We start from the raw sequence: 18,439 nt of genomic DNA on the forward strand, positions 1-18,439 counted from the left end.
ATCGGTCAACTGGTTGACCAATTTGTCTGAAACGTGTCAATCTGAGCCCCGTGTCCGACTACGTGACGGCTGTTTACGAGATCGAGAGCGCGGTCCCGCTGGACCGAGCTGCCGAGGTGATCGCGGCTGAGCAGTCCTGCGGCACGTTCGTCCGCGTCGCCCGCGAGAGCGACGAACTGCGGGCCCGCCATGCCGCGCAGGTCGTGGCCGTCGACGAACTGCCGCCCAGCGGACGTCCGCCACTTCCGGGGATGACCGGCGACCCTCACGACGTACGCCGAGGCCGCGTGACGGTCCGGTTTCCGCTGGCGAACTTCGGGCCCTCGATACCGAACCTTCTGGCCGCCGTGGCCGGCAACCTGTTCGAGTTGCGCGACGTCGGGGCGCTGCGGCTGGTCGATCTCGAGCTGCCCGCAGCCTTCGCCGAGCGGTACCCGGGGCCGCGCTTCGGGGTCGTGGGGACGCGACGCCTGCTCGATCGGCCGGACGGCCCGATGATCGGCACGATCGTGAAGCCCAGCATCGGTCTCAGCGGTGCACAGCTCGCCCAGCTCGTCATCGAGCTCGGCGATGCCGGAATCGACTTCATCAAGGACGACGAGCTCCAGGGCAATCCGCCCGGCCTGCCCCTGCGGGAGCGGGTGCGGGTGGTGACGGACGCCCTGAAGGAAGTTGCCGATCGCAACGGCCGGCAGCCGATGTACGCCTTCAACATCACCGACGACATCGACCGGCTCGAGCCGAACCACGACCTGGTGCTCGCCGCCGGCGGGACCTGCGTCATGGTCTGCGTGAACCTGGTCGGGCTCGCTGGACTGGAGTACCTGAGCCGGCGTACGCAGCTGCCCATCCATGGGCATCGGGCGATGTACGGCGCGTACGCCCGTTCGCCGCAGCTGGGCATCGACTTCCGGGTCTGGCAGAAACTCGCCCGGATCGCCGGCGCGGATCACCTGCACACCAACGGGTTCGCGAACAAGTTCTACGAGACCGACGACGAGGTGCTGGCCTCGATCGCAGCGGTGCGCGCGCCGCTGCTCGGTGGGTACGAGGCGCTGCCCGTCCTGTCCTCGGCGCAGACCCCGGGGCTCGCCCATACGACGTACGCGCGGACGCGGAGCACTGACCTGCTCGTTCTCTCCGGGGGTGGAATCCACGGTCACCCACAGGGATCGGCCGCCGGAGTGCTCGCGATGCGGGAGGCCTGGGAGGCGGCGACATCCGGTGAGCCGCTGGACCAGCGCGCCGCCGCGGTCCCCGCCTTGGCCGCCGCGCTGAACACGTTCGGGAGAGCGTGATGGCCGTTGCCGCCTTCTACGGTGACGACCTCACCGGTTCGGTCGACGCGCTCCTGCAGTTCCGTCGCGCCGGACTGTCGGGCGTCCTCGTGACCCGGCCCGACGTCGAGGTCGACGTCAATGCGACGGACGTCGTCGGTATCGCCGGCACAGCGCGGTCCCTGCCGACCGGCGAGATGGGTGCCGAGGTCGTTCCCGCCCTGCGCCGGCTCCGCGGGCTCGGCACCAGAGTCGTTCAGTACAAGGCGTGTTCGACCGCAGACTCAGCACCGCAGACGGGAAGCATCGGTCGCGTGCTCGAGCTGGCGGTCGAGCTGTTCCCTTCGGCCCCGGTGCCTATTGTGTTCGCCCAGCCCGATGCCGGCCGGTACACCTTCTTCAGTCACCACTTCGCGCGCGATCACGACGTTGTCTTCCGCCTTGACCGGCAGCCGACCATGAGCTCGCATCCAGTGACGCCGGTGCGCGAGTCCGACCTGCGACTGCACCTCGGCGCGCAGACTGAGCTGGCGATCGGCGGTGCGCACTGGCCGTTGTACGGCGCTCCCGTGCAACTGAGACGCCTGCTCGACGAGGCGGACGAGTCCGGCGTCGTCTGTGATGCGATCAGTGACGAGGAGCTGGACCGGCTGGCTGCCGCGATCCTCACCGGCCGAACGGGACAGCGGTTCGTCATCGGCTCAGGTGGGATCAGCGGCGCGCTCGGACGGCACTTGCAAGTCAGCGATCGGTTGCCACCGCTCCCGACGGACGTCGAGCCGGCGACCGGCCCCACCCTGGTCCTGAACGGTAGTCGCTCCCGGCTCACCCGAGTGCAGGTCGACGCGGCGACCGCGGCCGGATGGCCCGTACTGGACCTGTTCGCGGAGGACACGGCGCGACTTGTCCTGGCCGCACTCCGAGCAGGTGCGAGTGTGCTCGTGGATTCGTCGATGACCGATCGGTCCGTTCCCAGCGCCGAAGTCGAACACAGGTTGGCCGCGATCGCCGACAGCAGCCTGCGCCGGCAGCAGAACACCCGTCTGGTGCTCTCCGGGGGCGACACGTCCGGCAACGTGCTGCGCCGCCTCGGGGTCGAACGGCTCGGGATCGCGGCCCGTCCGTGGGGCAACGTCGTGCTCTGCCACGCGAGCGGTCCCGCCGCGCACCTGCAAAAGGTCGAGCTCGTCCTCAAGGGCGGGCAGATGGGGCACACCTCGCTCTTCGACGACATCCGCCATGGTCGCTCCCTGAAGGAGGCTGCATGCTCACCGACACCGGTGCCAGCGCTCACGCTCGACTGACCTCGGTGGCCGCGGTGTCACTCGCGGGCGACGGACCCTTGGCAGCGCTGCGCCACCGTGCCCTGGAGAAGACCATTCCGTCGATGGGCGCGATCATGTTCGATCCGGCCACCGCGCATGCCGGCGAGAACTTCCGGGTTGCCGCTGGTGACGTACCGGGCGAGCACAACGGGCCGCCGTTCATGGACGGCGATCTCTACAAGTGGCTCGAGGCGGCGACCGTCGCGGCGGCCGAGACGGAGGATCCGGAGCTGCGGTCGGCCGTCGCCGAGGCGGCCAAGGTCATCGCCCGGGCGCAGCGCGAGGACGGGTACCTGCACACCAAGACCCAGATCGCCCGGCGCCACGGCGGCGACGTCGAACCACTTGCCATCGGCACCGATTTCGAGACCTATAACTTCGGGCACCTGATGACGCTCGCCTGCGTTCATCACCGCGTCACCGGCGACGACACCCTCGTGGCTGTCGCGATCCGGGTCGCCGACTTCCTCGCCGTACAGAAGCCGGAGCGGCTGGCCGAGTGCAACGTCTGCCCGTCGCACTACATGGGTGTCGTCGAGCTTTACCGGATCACCGGTGACCGCCGGCATCTCGAACTGGCGGCGATGCTGCTCGACCTGCACGGCGGCAAGGGCGGCGCGGGCACAGACGACAACCAGGACGTACTGCCGGTACGAGGCCAGCGCCGGGCCGTGGGTCACTCGGTCCGCGCCAACTACCTCTATGCCGGGATGGCGGACTACGCGGTGGAGACCGGAGACACAGCGGTCGTCGCGGCGCTGGACAGCATCTGGGACGACCTGGTGTCGAGCAAGCTGTACGTCACCGGCGGCTGCGGCGCGCTGTACGACGGAGCCTCGCCCGACGCCGGCCAGGACTACTACTCGGTGACCAAGGTGCACCAGTCGTACGGCCGGCCCTATCAGTTGCCGCACACAACGGCCTACAACGAGTCCTGTGCGTCGCTCGGTCTGGTGTTCTGGGCCTGGCGGATGCTGATCCGCACGGGGGACGCGAAGTACGCCGACGAGATCGAGCGAGTGCTGTTCAACGCGCTGCCGGCGATGGTCGGGTACGAGGGGTCGACGTACTTCTACGTCAACCCACTCCGGCAGGTTCGCGGCCTCACCTACCCGTTGCGCAGGCCGGGCGATCCCAAGGACGTCGCCCCACCGCCGTCGGACCGACGGGAACGCCAGGAGTACATGCAGGCCTGCTTCTGCTGCCCGCCGAACATCGCGCGGGTCATGGCGGAGTTGCCGTACTACGTCTACGGGCAAGGCCGTGACGAGTTGTGGGTCCATCAGTTCGTGAGCGGCGAGGTCCGCACGAGCTTCGGCGGCGTGCCCGTGACGGTGCGGCAACGGACGGACTTCCCGGTCTCCGGTGACATCGAGCTGGCCGTCGAGGCGGAGCGTCCGGTTCGCGGGCAACTACGCATCCGTGTGCCGGGTTGGGCCGACCGCGTTGAGATCGACGGCTCTCCGATCGAGCCGGCCGCGATGGACCGCGGCTATGTCGTCCTCGACCGCGAGTGGCATCGCGATGCGGTCACCGTTCGGATTCCGCTGCGGCCGCGCCTGCTGACCGCTCACCATTTCGTCGAGGAGGCGACCAACCAGGTGTGCGTCGTCCGTGGCCCGGTCGTCTACTGCCTGGAAAGCGCCGACCTGCCCGAAGGAACCGGCATCGAGGACGTGGCCATCCCGCAGGACGCGAACATCACGGTCACGCCGGGCGGCGGGATGTTCGCGGGTCACGCGCTGCTGCACGTCGCCGCCGCCGTCCTCCCCAGCTCGCAAAGTCCTCTGTACGCCGAGCTCGACCGCACACCGGCACGTGCCATCGACCTGCAGTTCGTCCCGTACGCCCTGTGGGCCAACCGCGGACACGGCGGGATGACCGTCTGGTTGCCCCTGATCCGCACCCTCGAGAGGAGCGCCGTATGAAGCGCATCGCCTTCCTGCACACGGGGGCTGTCGTCATCCCCGCGTTCGCCAGTCTCGCCGCCGAACTGCTCCCGGACGTCGAGGTGCAGAACCTGCTCGACGACAAGATCGTCGGCGATCTCGGCCACGGCGTGGCGCCCGAGCAGATCGAGCAGCGACTGGCCGACCTCGGTCACGCCGCGGTCGCCGCCGGTGCCGACGCCGTGCTGTTCACCTGCTCGTCCATCTCGCAGTACGCCGGGCCACTCGCCGATCGTCTCGGGGTCCCGGTCTACCGGGTCGACGAGGCGATGGCGGACGAAGCCGTGCAGGCGGGGGACCGGGTGAGTGTCGTCGCCACACTGCGGACGACTGTGCGGCCGACGGCCGCGCTCCTGCGTGAGCGGGCTGAGTTGCTCGGTCGCGACGTAAGGATCGAGGAGACCGTCGTACCGGACGCGTTCGAGGCGGCGGTCAATGGGGATCGCGCTCGTCACGACGCCTTGGTGGCGGCGGCCATCGAGGACCGGGCGGCAGCGAGTGACGTCGTGGTCCTGGCCCAGGCATCGATGGCGTCGGCGGCCGCGGGTCTCCAGGTGCCCGTGCCGGTCCTGACCAGTCCGGAGCGCGGCGTACGCCGCCTGGCCGCTCACCTCGCCGAGCGGACCGCGTGAACGCGGCCTGCAGGCGTACTCGCGCGGTGCTGTGATGGGGTGAAGCCATGAAGATCGAGGAGATCGACCTGGTGATGTTGCCGGCCGCCGACGACTGGCCGGCGCTGGTGGCAGTGGTCAGGACCGACGACGGTTTGACCGGTCTCGGCGAGGTGGGGATGCGTGGTCGCGAACGGGCCGCGGCGGGGCTGGTCGAGGACCTGCGACCACTGCTCGTCGGGGTCGACGCGACCAGGATCGAACACATCTGGCAGCTGGGCTTCCGGTCGGTCTTCTTCCCCTCGGATCGCCATCACGCCTCGGTGCTGGCCGGGATCGACATCGCGCTGTGGGACATCCGCGGGCAGTCACTGGGTGTCCCCGTGCACGAGCTGCTCGGCGGCCGGTCGCGCGACTACGTCCCGGCGTACGCACATGTGCGTGGTGGGTCGATGGACGACGTGCTCAACCATGCCTCCGAGCTGGCCGGTCAGGGATGGCGGCACCTGCGGCTGACGGCTTGGGATCCGCAGGAGCCGGAGTACGAGGCGCGTCGTGCGGTCCGATGGTCGGTCGAACTGATGCGGGAGCTGCGGGCCGGACTCGGCGACGAGATCGAGTTGCTGATCGACGTCCACACCCGGCTCGACCTGGCGGAGGCGGTGCAGCTGTGTCGCGAGCTGGAGCCGATGCGGCCGTTCTTCGTCGAGGACCCGTTGCGCAGTGAGCACCTCTCGGCGTACAAGTCGCTCCGGGGGCGGGTCGGCGTACCGATCGCGGCGGGGGAGCAGCTCTGCACGAAGTGGGAGTTCCTGCAGTTGGTCGAGGACGAGTTGATCGACCACGCCCGGATCGATCTCGGTCACACCGGGATTACCGAGGGGCGCAAGATCGCGGCGTTGTGCGAGACGCACCACGTGCAGTTGGCGCTACACAACTCGATCGGTGCGCTCTGTACGGCGGCGTCCACCCAGTTCAACACCGCCCTGCCGAACGTGAGCGTGCAGGAACAGGCCCACCGCGCCACCGCCCCGCTGGGTGCCTTCACCTCGACGATCATCGCCGAGCCAGGCCGCTTGACCGCATCCGATGCGCCAGGCCTCGGCATCACCGCCGATCTGTCGCAGGCCGTGCCCCCCGCAACGACCGCCATTCCCCGCCTCCACCGCCCAGACGGATCCGTCACGAACTGGTGAGACGGGGCAGGGGTAGGAGGGCGCCGATGAAGAAGCAGAGGGCGCCGAGCGCGGTGCACCAGTTCGCGGCGGCAAGGTGGAGTATCGAACCGGTGGACGGCACGATGAACGAGGCGATGGCCGAGATCCCGAACAGGATGCATCCGAGCAGGTTCACTGCGACCGTCGTCCACGTCCGGTCCACACGCCGCGGGCGGAGCCCCGGTCCGGCCGTCATACGGTAGGCCAGCGCGCCGGACACGAGGAAGCACGCCGAGCCGAACACATCGGGCGCCCAGATCAGCCGGTTCTCCTGCTGGGTCGACAGGCTTTCCTGCATCGCGGAGAACGTGCTGACGTTGAACAGCAGTGTGCCGGCGAACTGGACCGCGGCACTCCACCAGGACGGATCACGGCCCCACCGGTGGCCGCGCCGTACGGTCCCCTCCCGCAGTTCCATGGCAGCGGCGAGGGTGAAGAAGATGGAGCCGACGAAGAAGACCACGCCGTCCGTCGCGGAACCCACGAGCTGGACGAACCCGGGGAACGGCCCGATGAAGAAACACGCCGACCCGATCGCGAACCCTGCGGCGATCGCGACGTCCCAGCCCCGCCGGGTGGCCGGCCTCGGAACAGAAACCAGCGCATGACCGATCACGTGCGCACCACCCCCCAACCCGCAGACCGTAAGGCAGTCCCGTTGCCAGGCGCTTCCCCCGGCGCGGATGAGCCCACCCCGACTCGGCCGCGCCCAGCGCCATCACCGTGAATGAGAACCAGGTGGTCAGGAGGGCGCCGTGTCACCGCGCGTCGGTGTGACGACTTCGGTCGTGAAGGTGCGGCGATAGTTGTCAGGGGTGGTGTCGAGGAGCCGGCGAAACTGCCGTCGGAAAGCAGTTGCGGTTCCGAATCCACAGTGCGAGGCGATGTGTTCGATGGGCAGGCCAGTGGTCTCGAGGAGTTGCTGAGCCCGGCGTACGCGTTGGCTGTTGAGCCAGTCGAGGGGGTTGGTGCCCGCGTGGGAATTGAAGTGCCGATGGAGGGTGCGGACGCTCACGCGGCCATGCCTGGCGAGCTGTTCGACCGTGATCGGTTCGCCCAGGTGCGTGATCGCCCAGTCCATGACGTTTCCGAGTGTGTCGTGGGTGGCACGCGGTTGGGTCGGGTCGATGTATTGGCTCTGGTCACCTTCGCGATGGGGAGGTGTCACGAGTCGACGGGCGACCTGATTGGCCACGTCAGCTCCGTAGTCGCATCTGACGATGTGCAGGCACAGGTCCATGCCTGCGGACTTGCCGGCGGAGGTGAGCACGCGTCCCTCGTCGACGTAGAGTGCGGCGGGGTCGACCTCGATGTGGGGATAGCGGTCGGCCAGGGTTGCTGCGTGCAACCAGTGTGTGGTGGCGCGACGCCCGTCCAGAAGCCCGGCGGCGGCAAGGACGAACGCACCCGTGCAAAGGGAGACGACGCGTGCTCCGCGTTCGGCGGCACTCCGTACCGCGTCGACGAGGTCCAGGGGCGGGTCGAGTGCCTCGTCGTGGCACGCCGGCACGATCACGGTGTCGGCCGCGATGAGGTCGTCGTACCTATAGGGCGTTGTCGTGGTGAACCACGCGTCGACGCGGGCGTTCGCGGGGCTGCAGACCCGCAGGTCGTACCAGTCCGTGGTTGTCAGCTCTGACCGGTTCGTGCCGAAAATGGCGGCGGGCGCAGCCAGTTCGAAGATGGGTACGCCGTCGCTGAGCGCGAGGGCGATGACGTGAGCCATGTCCGAAATCGTATCTCAGACGTCTGATCGGACACTGTTTGCGGCGTACGGCGACCGTAATGCTGGTATCCATGACCGGCAGAGATCCCGCGCTTGTAGCTGACCGTTCGACAACTGCTGCCCGCGACTGGGTGTGGCCAGGAGTCGCGATCGCGGCGATCGGGTGGGGTGCGAACCAGTTCTCCCCATTGATCGTGCTGTATCAGCAGCACGGGGTCTCGGCCTCGGCAACGGGTCTGCTCTTCGCGCTGTACGCCGTCAGTCTCGTCCCGGCACTGGTGACCGGCGGGCGGTGGTCCGACCGCATCGGGCGACGCAAGGTCGTGCAAGCAGCCGTGCTGCTCTCGCTGGCAGGGAGCCTGACCCTGATTCTGGGAGCAGTTCATCTGTGGTGCCTGTACCCAGGTCGGCTGCTGGCCGGGGCCAGTAGCGGCTTGGGCTTCGGCGCGGGCGCAGCCTGGATCCGTGAGTTGTCCGTCACCGAAGGAGCCGCGAGCGCGGGACCGAGGAGGACAACTGTCGCGATGTCCGCTGGATTTGGGATCGGGCCGCTGGTCGCGGGAGTCGTCGCGCAGTGGGCTCCGATACCCGAAGTCAGTGCCTATCTACCTCATCTGGTACTCGCGGCTTCGGCGCTGCTCCTCCTGCGTCGAGCACGCGCTGTCGTTACGGACAGCCGGCCGGCCGATTCGCCCCCTGCGCCGCGCCGGACCTTGCCTGCCCGGTACCTGTTGTTCGTGCTGCTGCCATTCGCACCATGGGTATTCGGCACCGCGGCGATCGCTCTGGCCTTCCTCCCGGGTCTGGTGGCGTCCGGCGCCGGGGCCTCGCCAGTGGCGTTCGCCGCAGTTGCGACTGCGGTGCCGGCGTTTGCCGCCGTCGTCGTACAGCCCGCCGCCGCCCGCGTGGCGGGACGACGCCTGCTCCTCGTCGCAATGGCAAGTGTCGTGGTCGCGCTCGCGGTGGCAGTGTGGGCCGCCGCGACTGCAACCGTCCTGCCAGTGCTGATCGCGTGCATCGCACTCGGTGCGGCATACGGCATCACCCAGTTCGCCGGTCTCTCCGACGTCCAGCGCGTGGCTCATCCGGCACGACTCGGATCAGCGACCGCTGCGTACCAGGCGCTGTGCTATCTCGGATTCGCAGTGCCGTACCTGCTGACGATCTCCCACACACGCTTCGACTGGACGGCCCTACACGCTCTCACCATCACCCTCGTCGTCGCGACAGTGGCGGCCTTGTGGCTGGCCGGATCCATGGCAGGGTGGAGGGATGGAGTCGACTGACGCGGCGTCGACGTTCGACCCGAGGCCGTTCACGATCTCGGTGAGCGAAGAGGTCTTGGGCGACCTGGCGGCCCGGATCCGGAGCACACGATGGCCGCCTGACTCGCCGGACGCACCGTGGCGGCAGGGCACGGATCTCGCCTACTTGCGAGGGTTGCTGACGTACTGGGCGGACGGCTTCGATTGGCATGCTCAGGAACGCTGGCTGAACAGCTTCGCTCACTTCGTGGCCGATGTGGACGGTGTCCGGATTCATTTCGTGCACGAGAGGGCCCGGACCGGCCGCGGCATCCCGCTGGTCTTGACGAACGGGTGGCCAAGCTGCTTCGTCGAGTTCCTGCCCCTTGTGCCGTGGCTGACCGACCCAGCCGCTCACGGCCTCGACGGGCCCGGCTTTGATGTCGTGATCCCCTCACTTCCCGGATACGGCTTCTCCGAGCGACCCGCCCGCACCGGTGTGACCAGCCGATACGTAGCGGCGCAGTGGCATCGGCTGATGCGCGGGCTCGGCTACTCGCAGTACGGCGCGCACGGCACCGACTGGGGTTCGGCGGTCACAACGTTCATGGCGCTGGACGAACCCGCGCCCATGCTCGGCATCCATCTCGGCAATCTTGACCTGCCTCCGTACACCGGCCCGGGATCGCGGCCGTTGTCCGAGGCCGAACGCAACTACCTGGCTCAGTACCGGCGGTGGCGAGACGACGACCGTGGCTACGGTGCCATTCAGTCGACCCGACCGCAGACCGTCGGCTACGGGCTCAACGATTCACCCGCCGGCTTGGCGGCGTGGATACTCGAGAAGTGGCGAGGTTGGGCCGACTCCGCGGGCGACCTGGACGCCACCTTCTCCCGCGACCTGCTGCTGTCGATCGTCACCATTTACTGGGCGACGCAGACAATCACCACGTCGATGCGAGATTACGTCGACAACCGCGATCTGGCTGCCCAGCTCCGGTCAATCGATGTCGTCACCGTCCCCACTGCGGTCGCATTGTTCGCCAACCAGTTCATCGATGACGGCAGCCCGCCGCGCGAGTGGGCGGAGCGCCTGTACAACATCCGCCGCTGGACACCAATGCCTCGAGGCGGGCACTTCCCGGCTGCCGAACAGCCCGAGTCGCTCAGCCGCGACATCGCAGCATTCTTCGATGAAATCGGCACGCGCTAGTGCACCGCGTCGTGAGGGCCGCACCGGGGTTCCTGGTCGTCTGAGCGACGCGCCGGCCCTCCGCTGTCCATGACCGTTGCTCCGGACAACTACTGAGGCGTGATCGTGAGCGGTCCGTGCGTTCGGCGGCCGGGGGCCGGTGGTTCCGCGGCGCGGCGGCCGCCGAACGCTCGGGTCAGGGGTGGCTACATGCCGGAGCGGTAGGTGTCGTCGTAGTAGCCGCTGAGCCGGGTCCGGTAGTCGTCGTCGACGCCGGCGTCGGAGTTGTACTCAGGGGCGTCCTTGATCTGGTCCTTGGTCCGGTCGACATAGACCTTCTTGTCGTCATGGTCGACCTTCTCGACCACGCCGGCCGGCAGCAGCACCTTACGCCCGAAGATCCACGGTCCGGTGTCGACCACCAAGCTGGAGGTGCCGGTCTGGTCATTGGCTTCGTCGACCTTGCCGATATCACCGTCAAGGGCGGCGATCTTGTACCCGGTCAGGTCGGTGCCCTGGGTGTAGCCGGCCGTCGTTCGGTAGTTCCAAGGGTCGAATGCATTCATCGACATGGCGGTTCGCCTTTCGTACAGGTGGGCGTTGGCCCAGCAAGGGAACCCGTGACACGCGCGCGCCAGCCCGAGACCGGCACCCGGTGTCTCGAGCATGGTGCGAGCCCGGTACCCACCACCCGCGCGATCAAGCAGGACACCGCGAGTTCAAGTCCGCGTCGGTTGGCGGATTGTCAGGCGCGGCGCGTGGCCTGGGTGCTCGGATCGCTCAGGTCCACGGGCTGTCCGGTGGTGATCGAGTCCTCGATCGCGCAGATGATCTGCGTGACCAGTACGCCGTGGTCGATGCCCGGACCGAGCTCGCCGCCGTCCACGAGACCCGCCGCGAAGTCTTGGACCATCCACACGGCAGGACCGACCTGTGATCGCCCGATCCGGCCGGAGACCGGCCACGCCGACCGGTACTTGTCGCTCACCACGGTGAGGCCCTGATGGGACAGATCCGCGGTCACCGACCCTTCGGTGCCGATCACCTGGAACCGGAAGTCGACTATGCCGTCACCGGCATCCGGCAGTGTCCACGCCGATGAGAGCGTCGCCGTCGATCCGTCGTCGAAGGTGACCAACGCATGCACCACGTCCCAGGTGTCGATGCCGCGCTTCGCGAGGACACCACGAGACCCCACCGCGCTCACCGACACGGGCAACCTGGCGGTGAGCCACAGGACAAGGTCGACGGTGTGCGGCATCAGAAACCAGGCCGGCGACGACTGGGCCGCCCACGACAGCATGGTGCTCGGCACGAAGAAGGAGTTGCTCAGGGTGGCTGATGCCGTGATCGGCTCGCCGAGACTCCCGGACTCCATCGCCGCTTTGGCTTGCACCACGTGCGGGTTCCAACGGTTCTCGAAGCCGACGAGGCATCGAACGCCCGAGCGGTGAACCGCCTCGGCAATCGCATCGGCGTCGTCCAGGTTGGTGGCGACCGGCTTCTCGATCAGCAGATGCTTACCGGCCTCGGCCACGTCGACGGCAATCTGGCGGTGGGCGAAGTCAGGGGTCGCCACAATCACAGCGTCCGGATCGAATGCCTCGAGCAACTCGGTGTGCGACGCGGTGACGGGCAGGCCCGTGGCGTCCCTCGCCTCCTCGGCCACCTTGGCCGAGGGCTCCGCGAGACCGACGACCGTGACGTCCGGCTGCGCCTGGAGAGCCTCGGCAAACAGCCTCCCGCGCAGTCCGGCGCCGACGATGCCAATGGTGACCATGAAAGACCTTTCAGGAGATGGGAAGCCGGCCTCAGAACAGGGTGAAGCCGCCGTCGACCTTGACGATCGAGCCGGTCATGAAGCTGGACGCCTCGCTGGCCAGGAAGATCGCCACCGGCCCCAGCTCCGGCGGCAACCCATAGCGCTTCATGGCAGCGGGATCGACGCACCACTCCTTGAACTCCGGCTGGTCGACCGGCGACATCTCGGTGAGGAAGTATCCCGGCGCCATCGCGTTCACGCGGATCCCGTGCGGCGCCCACTCAGCCGCCAGCGCCTTGGTCAATTGATGGACCGCGGCCTTGGACGAGAGGTACGACGCCTGCCACCGGGGCTGGTTGACGATCTCGGCCGACATGGAACCGACGTTGACGATCGTGCCGCCACCCCGCTCCGCCATCCGGCGTCCGACCGCACGACTGCAGTACCAGACGCCGTCGACGTTGACGGAGAACACCTCATGCCATGCTTCGTCGGGCGTCTCGAAGGCCCGGCCCGCGACGCCGATGCCGGCGTTGTTGAGCAGCACATCGATCTCACCGAACTCGGTGCTCACCTGCTCGACCGCACGTTCGACGTCCTCGACATCGGACACCTCGAGCTGTACGCCGTACGCGCGAATGCCGAGCGCACTCAGCTCCTCGGCGGCCGCTTGGGCCGAAGCCAGCGTTCGCGCGGTGACCGCTACCGCAGCACCCGCATCGCCGAGCGCTTCGGCCATCGCACGTCCAAGACCCCGGCTCCCACCGGTCACGAGAGCAACCTTGCCCTCGAGCGAGAACTTCTGCAGAGCGTTCATGCTGTCCTTTCGGGGTGACGTCAGCCCGCTGGAGCGCGTCGAGTCAGAGTCCTCACGCGCCATGCCAGCAGCCTGCCGTACCCGGCCCAGACGCGCCATCCACCGTCTCAAGCGGCGCCTACGTCGCCAGGTCACGCTGCGTGCAGTCGCGCTGAGACGGGTTTCAGCCGACGTGCAACACTGCCTTGCCACCGATCGTGCGCTTCAGGAGAGCCTCGACAGCGATCTCCGGTTCGCGCCAGGAGCCTTCGTATTCGGCCTTCCCGTCGAGGCGCCCATCGGCGACCAGGGCACAAAGGCGAGCGAGGTCGTTGGCAGCGCCGCCCTGCGCGGCGCTTTCGTCCCACTGATTCAGGGTGTAGATCTTGGCGCCTGGGGACCGATCGAACCGGCCTGCGCGGAAGGACACCGTCTGGTCCGGACTCTGAGTGGCGATATTGACCAGAATGCCGCGCTGCGCAAGGTGCTCCGCGGCCTGCCCGAAGACGGCGCCCCCGACGCAGTCGATGACCAGGTCGAAGTCTCCCTCGAGCCGCTCGATGACCTCGCGAGCACCCAGTTCGTGAAGCAATGGAGCAGACACAGTTGCGTTGCGCACCAGAGCAGTCACGTGCGCACCTGCCGCGCGGGCCAGCTGCACGGCGATCCGCCCCACGCCACCCGTCGCGCCGCTGATGAGAACCCGCTTCGCGAGCACCAGCCCGCCGAGTTCCAAGCTCCGCAATGCCGTCACACCGGCCGTGGGTAGCGTGGCGGCCTGCACGTCAGCGACATTGTCGGGAACCGGCGACAGCATGGTGGTGGGGACCGACACCAACTCCGCCCATGCTCCAGCCCGCACCAATCCGACCACTCGTGTCCCGCTGGGCGGCCCTGCCCCATTCGCGGCGGCCCGCTCGACGACACCGGCCACGTCCCAACCCGGGACTGACCCTTCAGGTAATCCCGGAAGATCCAAAACCTCGCCGCGGTTGAGCGAGAACGCCCGGACCCGAACCAGAGCCTCGTTCCGCGACGGGACCGGATCCGCCACGGTGGTCAGCACGACGTGCGGCGCGGTTGCCGTGGTGGTCAAAGCGAGCACACCTTGACCCTAGTCGCACCGGGACGATCGGGACGCCGTCCCCAATCGAACCAAGGTCCGCACGAGGCTCGCGACGTACGACAAACGCAGCCGGTTTGTCGCGGACGGCTCTCCACCTGCCCGGTCTTGCTTGAGAGTTGATCCACGTGGCGTCGTCATCGCCTGGTAGTGGTCGACTGCGCTAACGCCTTCGCAGGTTCGGCGTCTGATCGGCGATTCGATGCCTAAGGCATTGTGTTGAGCGTCTGTGGACCTTCGAGGTCAGTCGGCTGACGCCCGTGGCGGTATCTGCCGGGGGTGACGCCGTACTCCCGCTTGAAGGCGAGGGCGAAGGCAACGTCGGAGCCGTAGCCGACTTGGCGGGCGACGGTCGCCAGCGGTTGGTTCGATTCACGCAGCAGGCGGGCTCCGGTGGTCAGGCGCCACCAGGTCAGGTATTTCATCGGTGGGCATCCGACCAGCGTCGCGAATCGCCCGGCGAAGGCAGCGCGCGACAGGCCGGCGGTTGCGGCGAGGTCAGCGACAGTCCAACCGCGCTCTGGCGCGTCGTGAATGGCCTGCAGCGCACCGCTGACAGCGGGATCTTGGAGTGCGAGTGCCCATCCTGCTGGGGGTACCTCTTGCGCCTGCTCTTCGAACCAAGTGCGGAGGATGTAGAGAAGCAGCGTATCGATGAAGGCTGCGATGACGCCCGTCGATCCGGGGCGAGGAGTCGACAGTTCATCGCCGAGCATGCCGACGGCAGTCCGGAGCGAGTCGCGCTGCCCGAGTCTGGCGGGCAGGTGAATCATCGGCGGCACGGCTGTCAGCAGCGGATGTGGCCGCGCTGCATCCAGTACGTAGGCGCCGCAGAGGAGGATCGTCGCCGTGCCGTCGCCGGCCGGGAGCCCGTCCTGGCGGGTTGGATCGAATGGGCGGGTCGGGGTGTCAGGGTGGTCCGCCAGGCCGTGAGGAGCGCCGTTCTGCAGGAAGACGACGTCGCCCGGACCCAGTTGGACCGGTGCGGCATCGCCCGGCGGCAGCAACCAGCACGAGCCCTGCAGTACGACGTGGAAGGCGGCACCGTAGTCGTCGCGGAAGTGCATTCCCCAGGGAGAGGTGAGGACGTGACGCTTCGAATGTGGACGACCCGCGCGCATCGCGGTGATCGCGTCGGTCAGGACATCCATGGCCGAAAGTGTAGACGATGAATTGGTCATCATGGACGGATACCAATTGAGCATCTACCTGACGGCTGCATAGCCTCCTCCTGAAGCCCGGTCGACCGATCGGCACATCAGGAGGACGAGATGGCGAGAGTGGTGCGGTTCGATCGGCTCGGGGGTCCGGAGGTGCTTCGGATCGAGGAGGTCGCGGTCGGCGATCCCGGGCCGGGAGAGGTACGGCTCAGGGTGGACGCCATCGGTGTCAACCGGGCGGAGGCCAACTTCCGGAACGGGACCTACGTCTACCAGCCGGCGCTGCCCGGATCGGGACTCGGGTACGAGGCGGCCGGGGTGGTCGAGGCAGTCGGTGAAGGCGTGCACGACTTCGTGCCCGGTGATGCGGTCAGCGCGTTGCCGACCTTCCTGATGACCGAGTTCGCGACGTACGCCGAGACCGCGATCCTGCCGGCCCGGGCACTTGTGCGGCATCCCGGAAACGTCGACGCCGTGCACGCCGCCGCCACCTGGATGGCCTACTCGACCGGCTACGGGATGCTGCTGGAGTTCGGCGGACTCGTACCCGCGATGCCAGTTCTCATCACTGGCGCGTCGAGCAGTGTCGGGATCGCAGCGATTCAGATCGCCAACAGCATCGGTGCGGTTCCGATCGTGACGACCCGCACCGATGCGAAGCGGCAGCGACTCCTCGACGCCGGTGCCGCCCATGTCGTCGTGACCGAGACCCAGGATGTCGTCAAGGAGGTTCTCTCCGTCACGAATGGCGATGGTGTGGCGCTGGCGATCGACGCGATCGGTGGCGCCGGCCTGAACACGCTGATCCAGACTGTCGCTCCTGGTGGGTCCCTGGTCGTCTACGGCTGGCTGGATCCGGCGCCGATGCCGTTGCCGGTGCATCCGGACTTCCGGGCCCGCAACGTTCGTACCTATGCCTTCACCGAAGTCACGATGGATGACGATGCGCGGCTCGAGCGGGCGAAACGATTCGTCACCGCGGGCCTTCGTTCGGGTGCCTTGGCGCCCGTGGTCGACCGCGCCTTCGACCTGACCGAGGTCGTCGAGGCCCATCGCTATCTGGAAGCCAACACCCAACTGGGCAAGGTCGTCCTGGCGGTGAATCGCTAGCCGTCAGGTGGCCCGAGGCAACCGATACTCGCAGACCGGCGGTCGGCGCCTGATCATCGAATGCTGGGCAGGTGGAGGCGGCCGTCGATGACCTCGGTGATCTGGTCGGCGGCGGTGAGGTGGGTGCGGTCGTGGGTGACCAGGACGGTCGCGGTGAAGTGGTCGTGGGTGAGGCGGGTGATCAGGTCGATGACGGCGGCGCCGCGTTCGTGATCCAGAGCACTCGTGGGCTCGTCGACGAGGAGGAGCCTTGGGTCGTTCATGAGGGCGCGGGCGATGTTGACCCGCTGGCGTTGGCCACCGGACAACTGGTGGGGCCGTTTGTCGGCGTGGTCGGACAGGCCGACTGCGGCGAGCAGTTCCGCGGCCTTGCGGACGGCGGTGCGAGGCTTGCGACCGTCGATCTGTGCCATGACCTGGAGCTGTTCGGAGGCTGTCAGGGACGGCAGCAGGTTTGGCTGCTGGAACACCATGCCGATCTTGCGGCGGCGGAGGTCGGCGAGTTGGCCGCGGGTGAGCCCGGTGGTCGTAGTGCCGTCGATGGTGACGGTGCCCGCGTCAGGGGCGATGAGGGTCGCGGCGACCGCGAGCAGGCTGGACTTGCCGGAGCCGGAGGGGCCGACGACGGCGGTGAGGCTCCCCGGCGGTACGTCGAGTGTGACGCGGTCCAGCGCTGTCAGGCGGGAGTCGCCGTCGGGGTAGGTGAGGGTGATGTCGGTCAGGTGCAGGCTCATCGGGTGCTCCCCAGCGCGGTCAGCGGGTCGACGGAGGTGATGCGGCGGATGGACAGGGCAGCGCCGAGCGCTCCGAGGGCGATCATTACGGTGGCCGGCAGGAGCACCACGGTGGGTGTGAGAACGAAGGGAATCGCCGAACCGCCGACGACGGCTCCCAGGCCCGCGGCGACTGCGGTGCCGATCAGGGTCCCGCCGGCGAGCAGGACGAGGGCCTGACCGAGCGCGTCCTTGAGCAGGTTGGCGGTCGAGGCGCCCAGAGCCTTGAGTACGGCGATGTCGCCGCTTCGCTGGATCGTCCACACAGTGAAGAACGCGCCGATGACCAAGGCCGAGATCGCGAACAGGAAGCCGCGCATCAGCTGCAGTGATCCGTTCTCGGAACGGTAGGAGCCGATGGCCGGCAGCGAGTCGGCCTTGGAGACAGACAGGGTGCCCGCAACCTCGTCCGCGGCTCCGAGATCGGCGTCGGACGTGGCGTTCACGGCGATGACGGTGGCGGTGAGTTCGTCCCGCCCGCCGGTCGGAGGTGTGGTCTGCTGCCAGGTGTTCAGGCTGGTCCAGATGACAGGTGTGTGGCTGAACGAAGCGTCACCGCTGACCGCCGCGACGACCATCTCCTGTCCGGCCATGGTCACGGCGTCGCCCTTGATCACACCGAGGTCATCCGCCGCGGTGGACGACAGTACCACTGCCCGGCCGTCGATCTTCCAGCTGTCCGGGGCGAGGGGCGAGCCGGGCCGAACGCCGAACGCGGATACGCCGATGCTCTTGGTTCCGGCGCTCGCCTTCGTCAGTGTGATGCCGAGCGGCTCGGCGCTGCTGACGCCCGGCGCCTCGGCCCATCGCTCCCATTGCTGCTCGGTGACCGTCGAGTTCGAGTACGACGGCTCTTGCCGGTCGCCGGGCGCGTCGAACGCGATCCTGTTCACCGGGAGACCTGTGATCGCGGAGATGTTCTGCCGGCCGAGTCCGGCGGTCAGGCCCGAGAGCAACCCGACCAGCAGCGTGATCAGCACGATGACGGTCCCCATCAGGGCGAAGCGCCCCTTGGCGAATCTCAGGTCTCTCCAGGCGACGAACACGCGGTAACCCTGCGCTTTCATGAGGTGGAAGTGGGATATCTCCAGGGTTACAACCGGACCGCGGCCGGGCATCTGGCCTAGGACGGCACTTGGGGCGCCGAAAGCCGGTGCGCAGGTTCCAACTTTCG

Annotated in this window: 17 protein-coding genes and 1 pseudogene; 8 read left to right on the forward strand and 10 right to left on the reverse strand. The window is 67.9% G+C overall.

Annotated features, from left to right (window positions below; translation table 11 throughout):
* The first annotated feature begins 50 nt into the window (after positions 1 to 50).
* The 5 genes from OG555_RS23880 to OG555_RS23900 are packed head-to-tail and all read left to right on the forward strand — an operon-like array spanning position 51 to position 6,358.
* Positions 51 to 1,298, forward strand: coding sequence for a RuBisCO large subunit C-terminal-like domain-containing protein (locus tag OG555_RS23880; protein ID WP_329474756.1), 1,248 nt, complete (start codon positions 51 to 53; stop codon positions 1,296 to 1,298).
* Positions 1,298 to 2,581, forward strand: a complete 1,284-nt coding sequence (locus OG555_RS23885) for a four-carbon acid sugar kinase family protein (RefSeq protein WP_329474757.1) — start codon at positions 1,298 to 1,300, stop codon at positions 2,579 to 2,581. Before OG555_RS23880 ends, OG555_RS23885 begins: the two co-directional genes overlap by 1 nt.
* Positions 2,542 to 4,530, forward strand: a complete 1,989-nt coding sequence (locus tag OG555_RS23890; protein WP_329474758.1) for a glycoside hydrolase family 127 protein — start codon at positions 2,542 to 2,544, stop codon at positions 4,528 to 4,530. Before OG555_RS23885 ends, OG555_RS23890 begins: the two co-directional genes overlap by 40 nt.
* Positions 4,527 to 5,183, forward strand: a complete 657-nt coding sequence (locus OG555_RS23895) for an aspartate/glutamate racemase family protein (RefSeq protein ID WP_329474759.1) — start codon at positions 4,527 to 4,529, stop codon at positions 5,181 to 5,183. Before OG555_RS23890 ends, OG555_RS23895 begins: the two co-directional genes overlap by 4 nt.
* A gap of 47 nt (positions 5,184 to 5,230) precedes the next feature.
* Positions 5,231 to 6,358 carry a mandelate racemase/muconate lactonizing enzyme family protein gene (locus OG555_RS23900; RefSeq protein ID WP_329474760.1) on the forward strand — a complete coding sequence of 376 codons (1,128 nt, stop codon included), beginning with the start codon at positions 5,231 to 5,233 and terminating at the stop codon, positions 6,356 to 6,358.
* On the opposite strand, the gene OG555_RS23905 is transcribed toward OG555_RS23900, so the two are convergent.
* Both OG555_RS23905 and OG555_RS23910 read right to left on the reverse strand, forming a co-directional pair.
* On the reverse strand, positions 6,345 to 6,995 hold the full coding sequence (locus OG555_RS23905; RefSeq protein WP_329474761.1) for a hypothetical protein: 651 nt from the start codon (positions 6,993 to 6,995) through the stop codon (positions 6,345 to 6,347). The genes OG555_RS23900 and OG555_RS23905 overlap by 14 nt on opposite strands.
* 126 nt (positions 6,996 to 7,121) lie before the next feature.
* On the reverse strand, positions 7,122 to 8,105 hold the full coding sequence (locus OG555_RS23910; RefSeq protein ID WP_329474762.1) for a GlxA family transcriptional regulator: 984 nt from the start codon (positions 8,103 to 8,105) through the stop codon (positions 7,122 to 7,124).
* 71 nt (positions 8,106 to 8,176) lie between these two features.
* Between OG555_RS23910 and OG555_RS23915 the strand changes: the two genes are divergently transcribed.
* Together OG555_RS23915 and OG555_RS23920 are read left to right on the forward strand one after the other, a co-directional pair.
* On the forward strand, positions 8,177 to 9,391 hold the full coding sequence (locus OG555_RS23915) for an MFS transporter (RefSeq protein WP_329474763.1): 1,215 nt from the start codon (positions 8,177 to 8,179) through the stop codon (positions 9,389 to 9,391).
* Positions 9,378 to 10,562, forward strand: coding sequence for an epoxide hydrolase family protein (locus tag OG555_RS23920; protein WP_329474764.1), 1,185 nt, complete (start codon positions 9,378 to 9,380; stop codon positions 10,560 to 10,562). Before OG555_RS23915 ends, OG555_RS23920 begins: the two co-directional genes overlap by 14 nt.
* 185 nt (positions 10,563 to 10,747) lie before the next feature.
* Here the strand turns inward: OG555_RS23920 and OG555_RS23925 are convergent, their stop codons facing one another.
* The 6 genes and pseudogenes from OG555_RS23925 to OG555_RS23945 form a co-directional block, all read right to left on the reverse strand.
* Complete coding sequence (locus OG555_RS23925; RefSeq protein WP_329474765.1) at positions 10,748 to 11,113, reverse strand: PRC-barrel domain-containing protein; 366 nt, start codon at positions 11,111 to 11,113, stop codon at positions 10,748 to 10,750.
* Between the two features lie 173 nt (positions 11,114 to 11,286).
* The gene (locus tag OG555_RS23930) at positions 11,287 to 12,321 is read right to left on the reverse strand and encodes a Gfo/Idh/MocA family protein (RefSeq protein ID WP_329474766.1); all 1,035 of its coding nucleotides are present in this window, start codon (positions 12,319 to 12,321) and stop codon (positions 11,287 to 11,289) included.
* A gap of 31 nt (positions 12,322 to 12,352) precedes the next feature.
* Positions 12,353 to 13,120 carry an SDR family NAD(P)-dependent oxidoreductase gene (locus OG555_RS23935; RefSeq protein WP_329474767.1) on the reverse strand — a complete coding sequence of 256 codons (768 nt, stop codon included), beginning with the start codon at positions 13,118 to 13,120 and terminating at the stop codon, positions 12,353 to 12,355.
* A gap of 163 nt (positions 13,121 to 13,283) precedes the next feature.
* Complete coding sequence (locus OG555_RS23940; protein ID WP_329474768.1) at positions 13,284 to 13,934, reverse strand: zinc-binding dehydrogenase; 651 nt, start codon at positions 13,932 to 13,934, stop codon at positions 13,284 to 13,286.
* 21 nt (positions 13,935 to 13,955) lie between these two features.
* A pseudogene (locus OG555_RS42905) lies at positions 13,956 to 14,204 on the reverse strand (alcohol dehydrogenase catalytic domain-containing protein); the annotation flags it as partial.
* Positions 14,205 to 14,428: 224 nt separating this feature from the next.
* Positions 14,429 to 15,427 carry an AraC family transcriptional regulator gene (locus OG555_RS23945; RefSeq protein ID WP_329474769.1) on the reverse strand — a complete coding sequence of 333 codons (999 nt, stop codon included), beginning with the start codon at positions 15,425 to 15,427 and terminating at the stop codon, positions 14,429 to 14,431.
* 66 nt (positions 15,428 to 15,493) lie between these two features.
* On the opposite strand from OG555_RS23945, the gene OG555_RS23950 reads away from it, so the two are divergent.
* Positions 15,494 to 16,492: a zinc-dependent alcohol dehydrogenase family protein gene (locus OG555_RS23950; RefSeq protein WP_329474770.1), complete on the forward strand. Its 999-nt coding sequence runs from the start codon at positions 15,494 to 15,496 to the stop codon at positions 16,490 to 16,492.
* Positions 16,493 to 16,545: 53 nt separating this feature from the next.
* Here the strand turns inward: OG555_RS23950 and OG555_RS23955 are convergent, their stop codons facing one another.
* Both OG555_RS23955 and OG555_RS23960 read right to left on the reverse strand, forming a co-directional pair.
* Positions 16,546 to 17,226 carry an ABC transporter ATP-binding protein gene (locus tag OG555_RS23955; RefSeq protein WP_329474771.1) on the reverse strand — a complete coding sequence of 227 codons (681 nt, stop codon included), beginning with the start codon at positions 17,224 to 17,226 and terminating at the stop codon, positions 16,546 to 16,548.
* Positions 17,223 to 18,383 (reverse strand): ABC transporter permease, encoded by a 1,161-nt coding sequence (locus OG555_RS23960; protein ID WP_329474772.1) that lies wholly within the window; start codon positions 18,381 to 18,383, stop codon positions 17,223 to 17,225. Before OG555_RS23960 ends, OG555_RS23955 begins: the two co-directional genes overlap by 4 nt.
* Positions 18,384 to 18,439: the final 56 nt, after the last annotated feature.

The organism is Kribbella sp. NBC_01484, assembly GCF_036227145.1.
In the GTDB taxonomy this organism is placed as follows: Bacteria; Actinomycetota; Actinomycetes; order Propionibacteriales; family Kribbellaceae; genus Kribbella.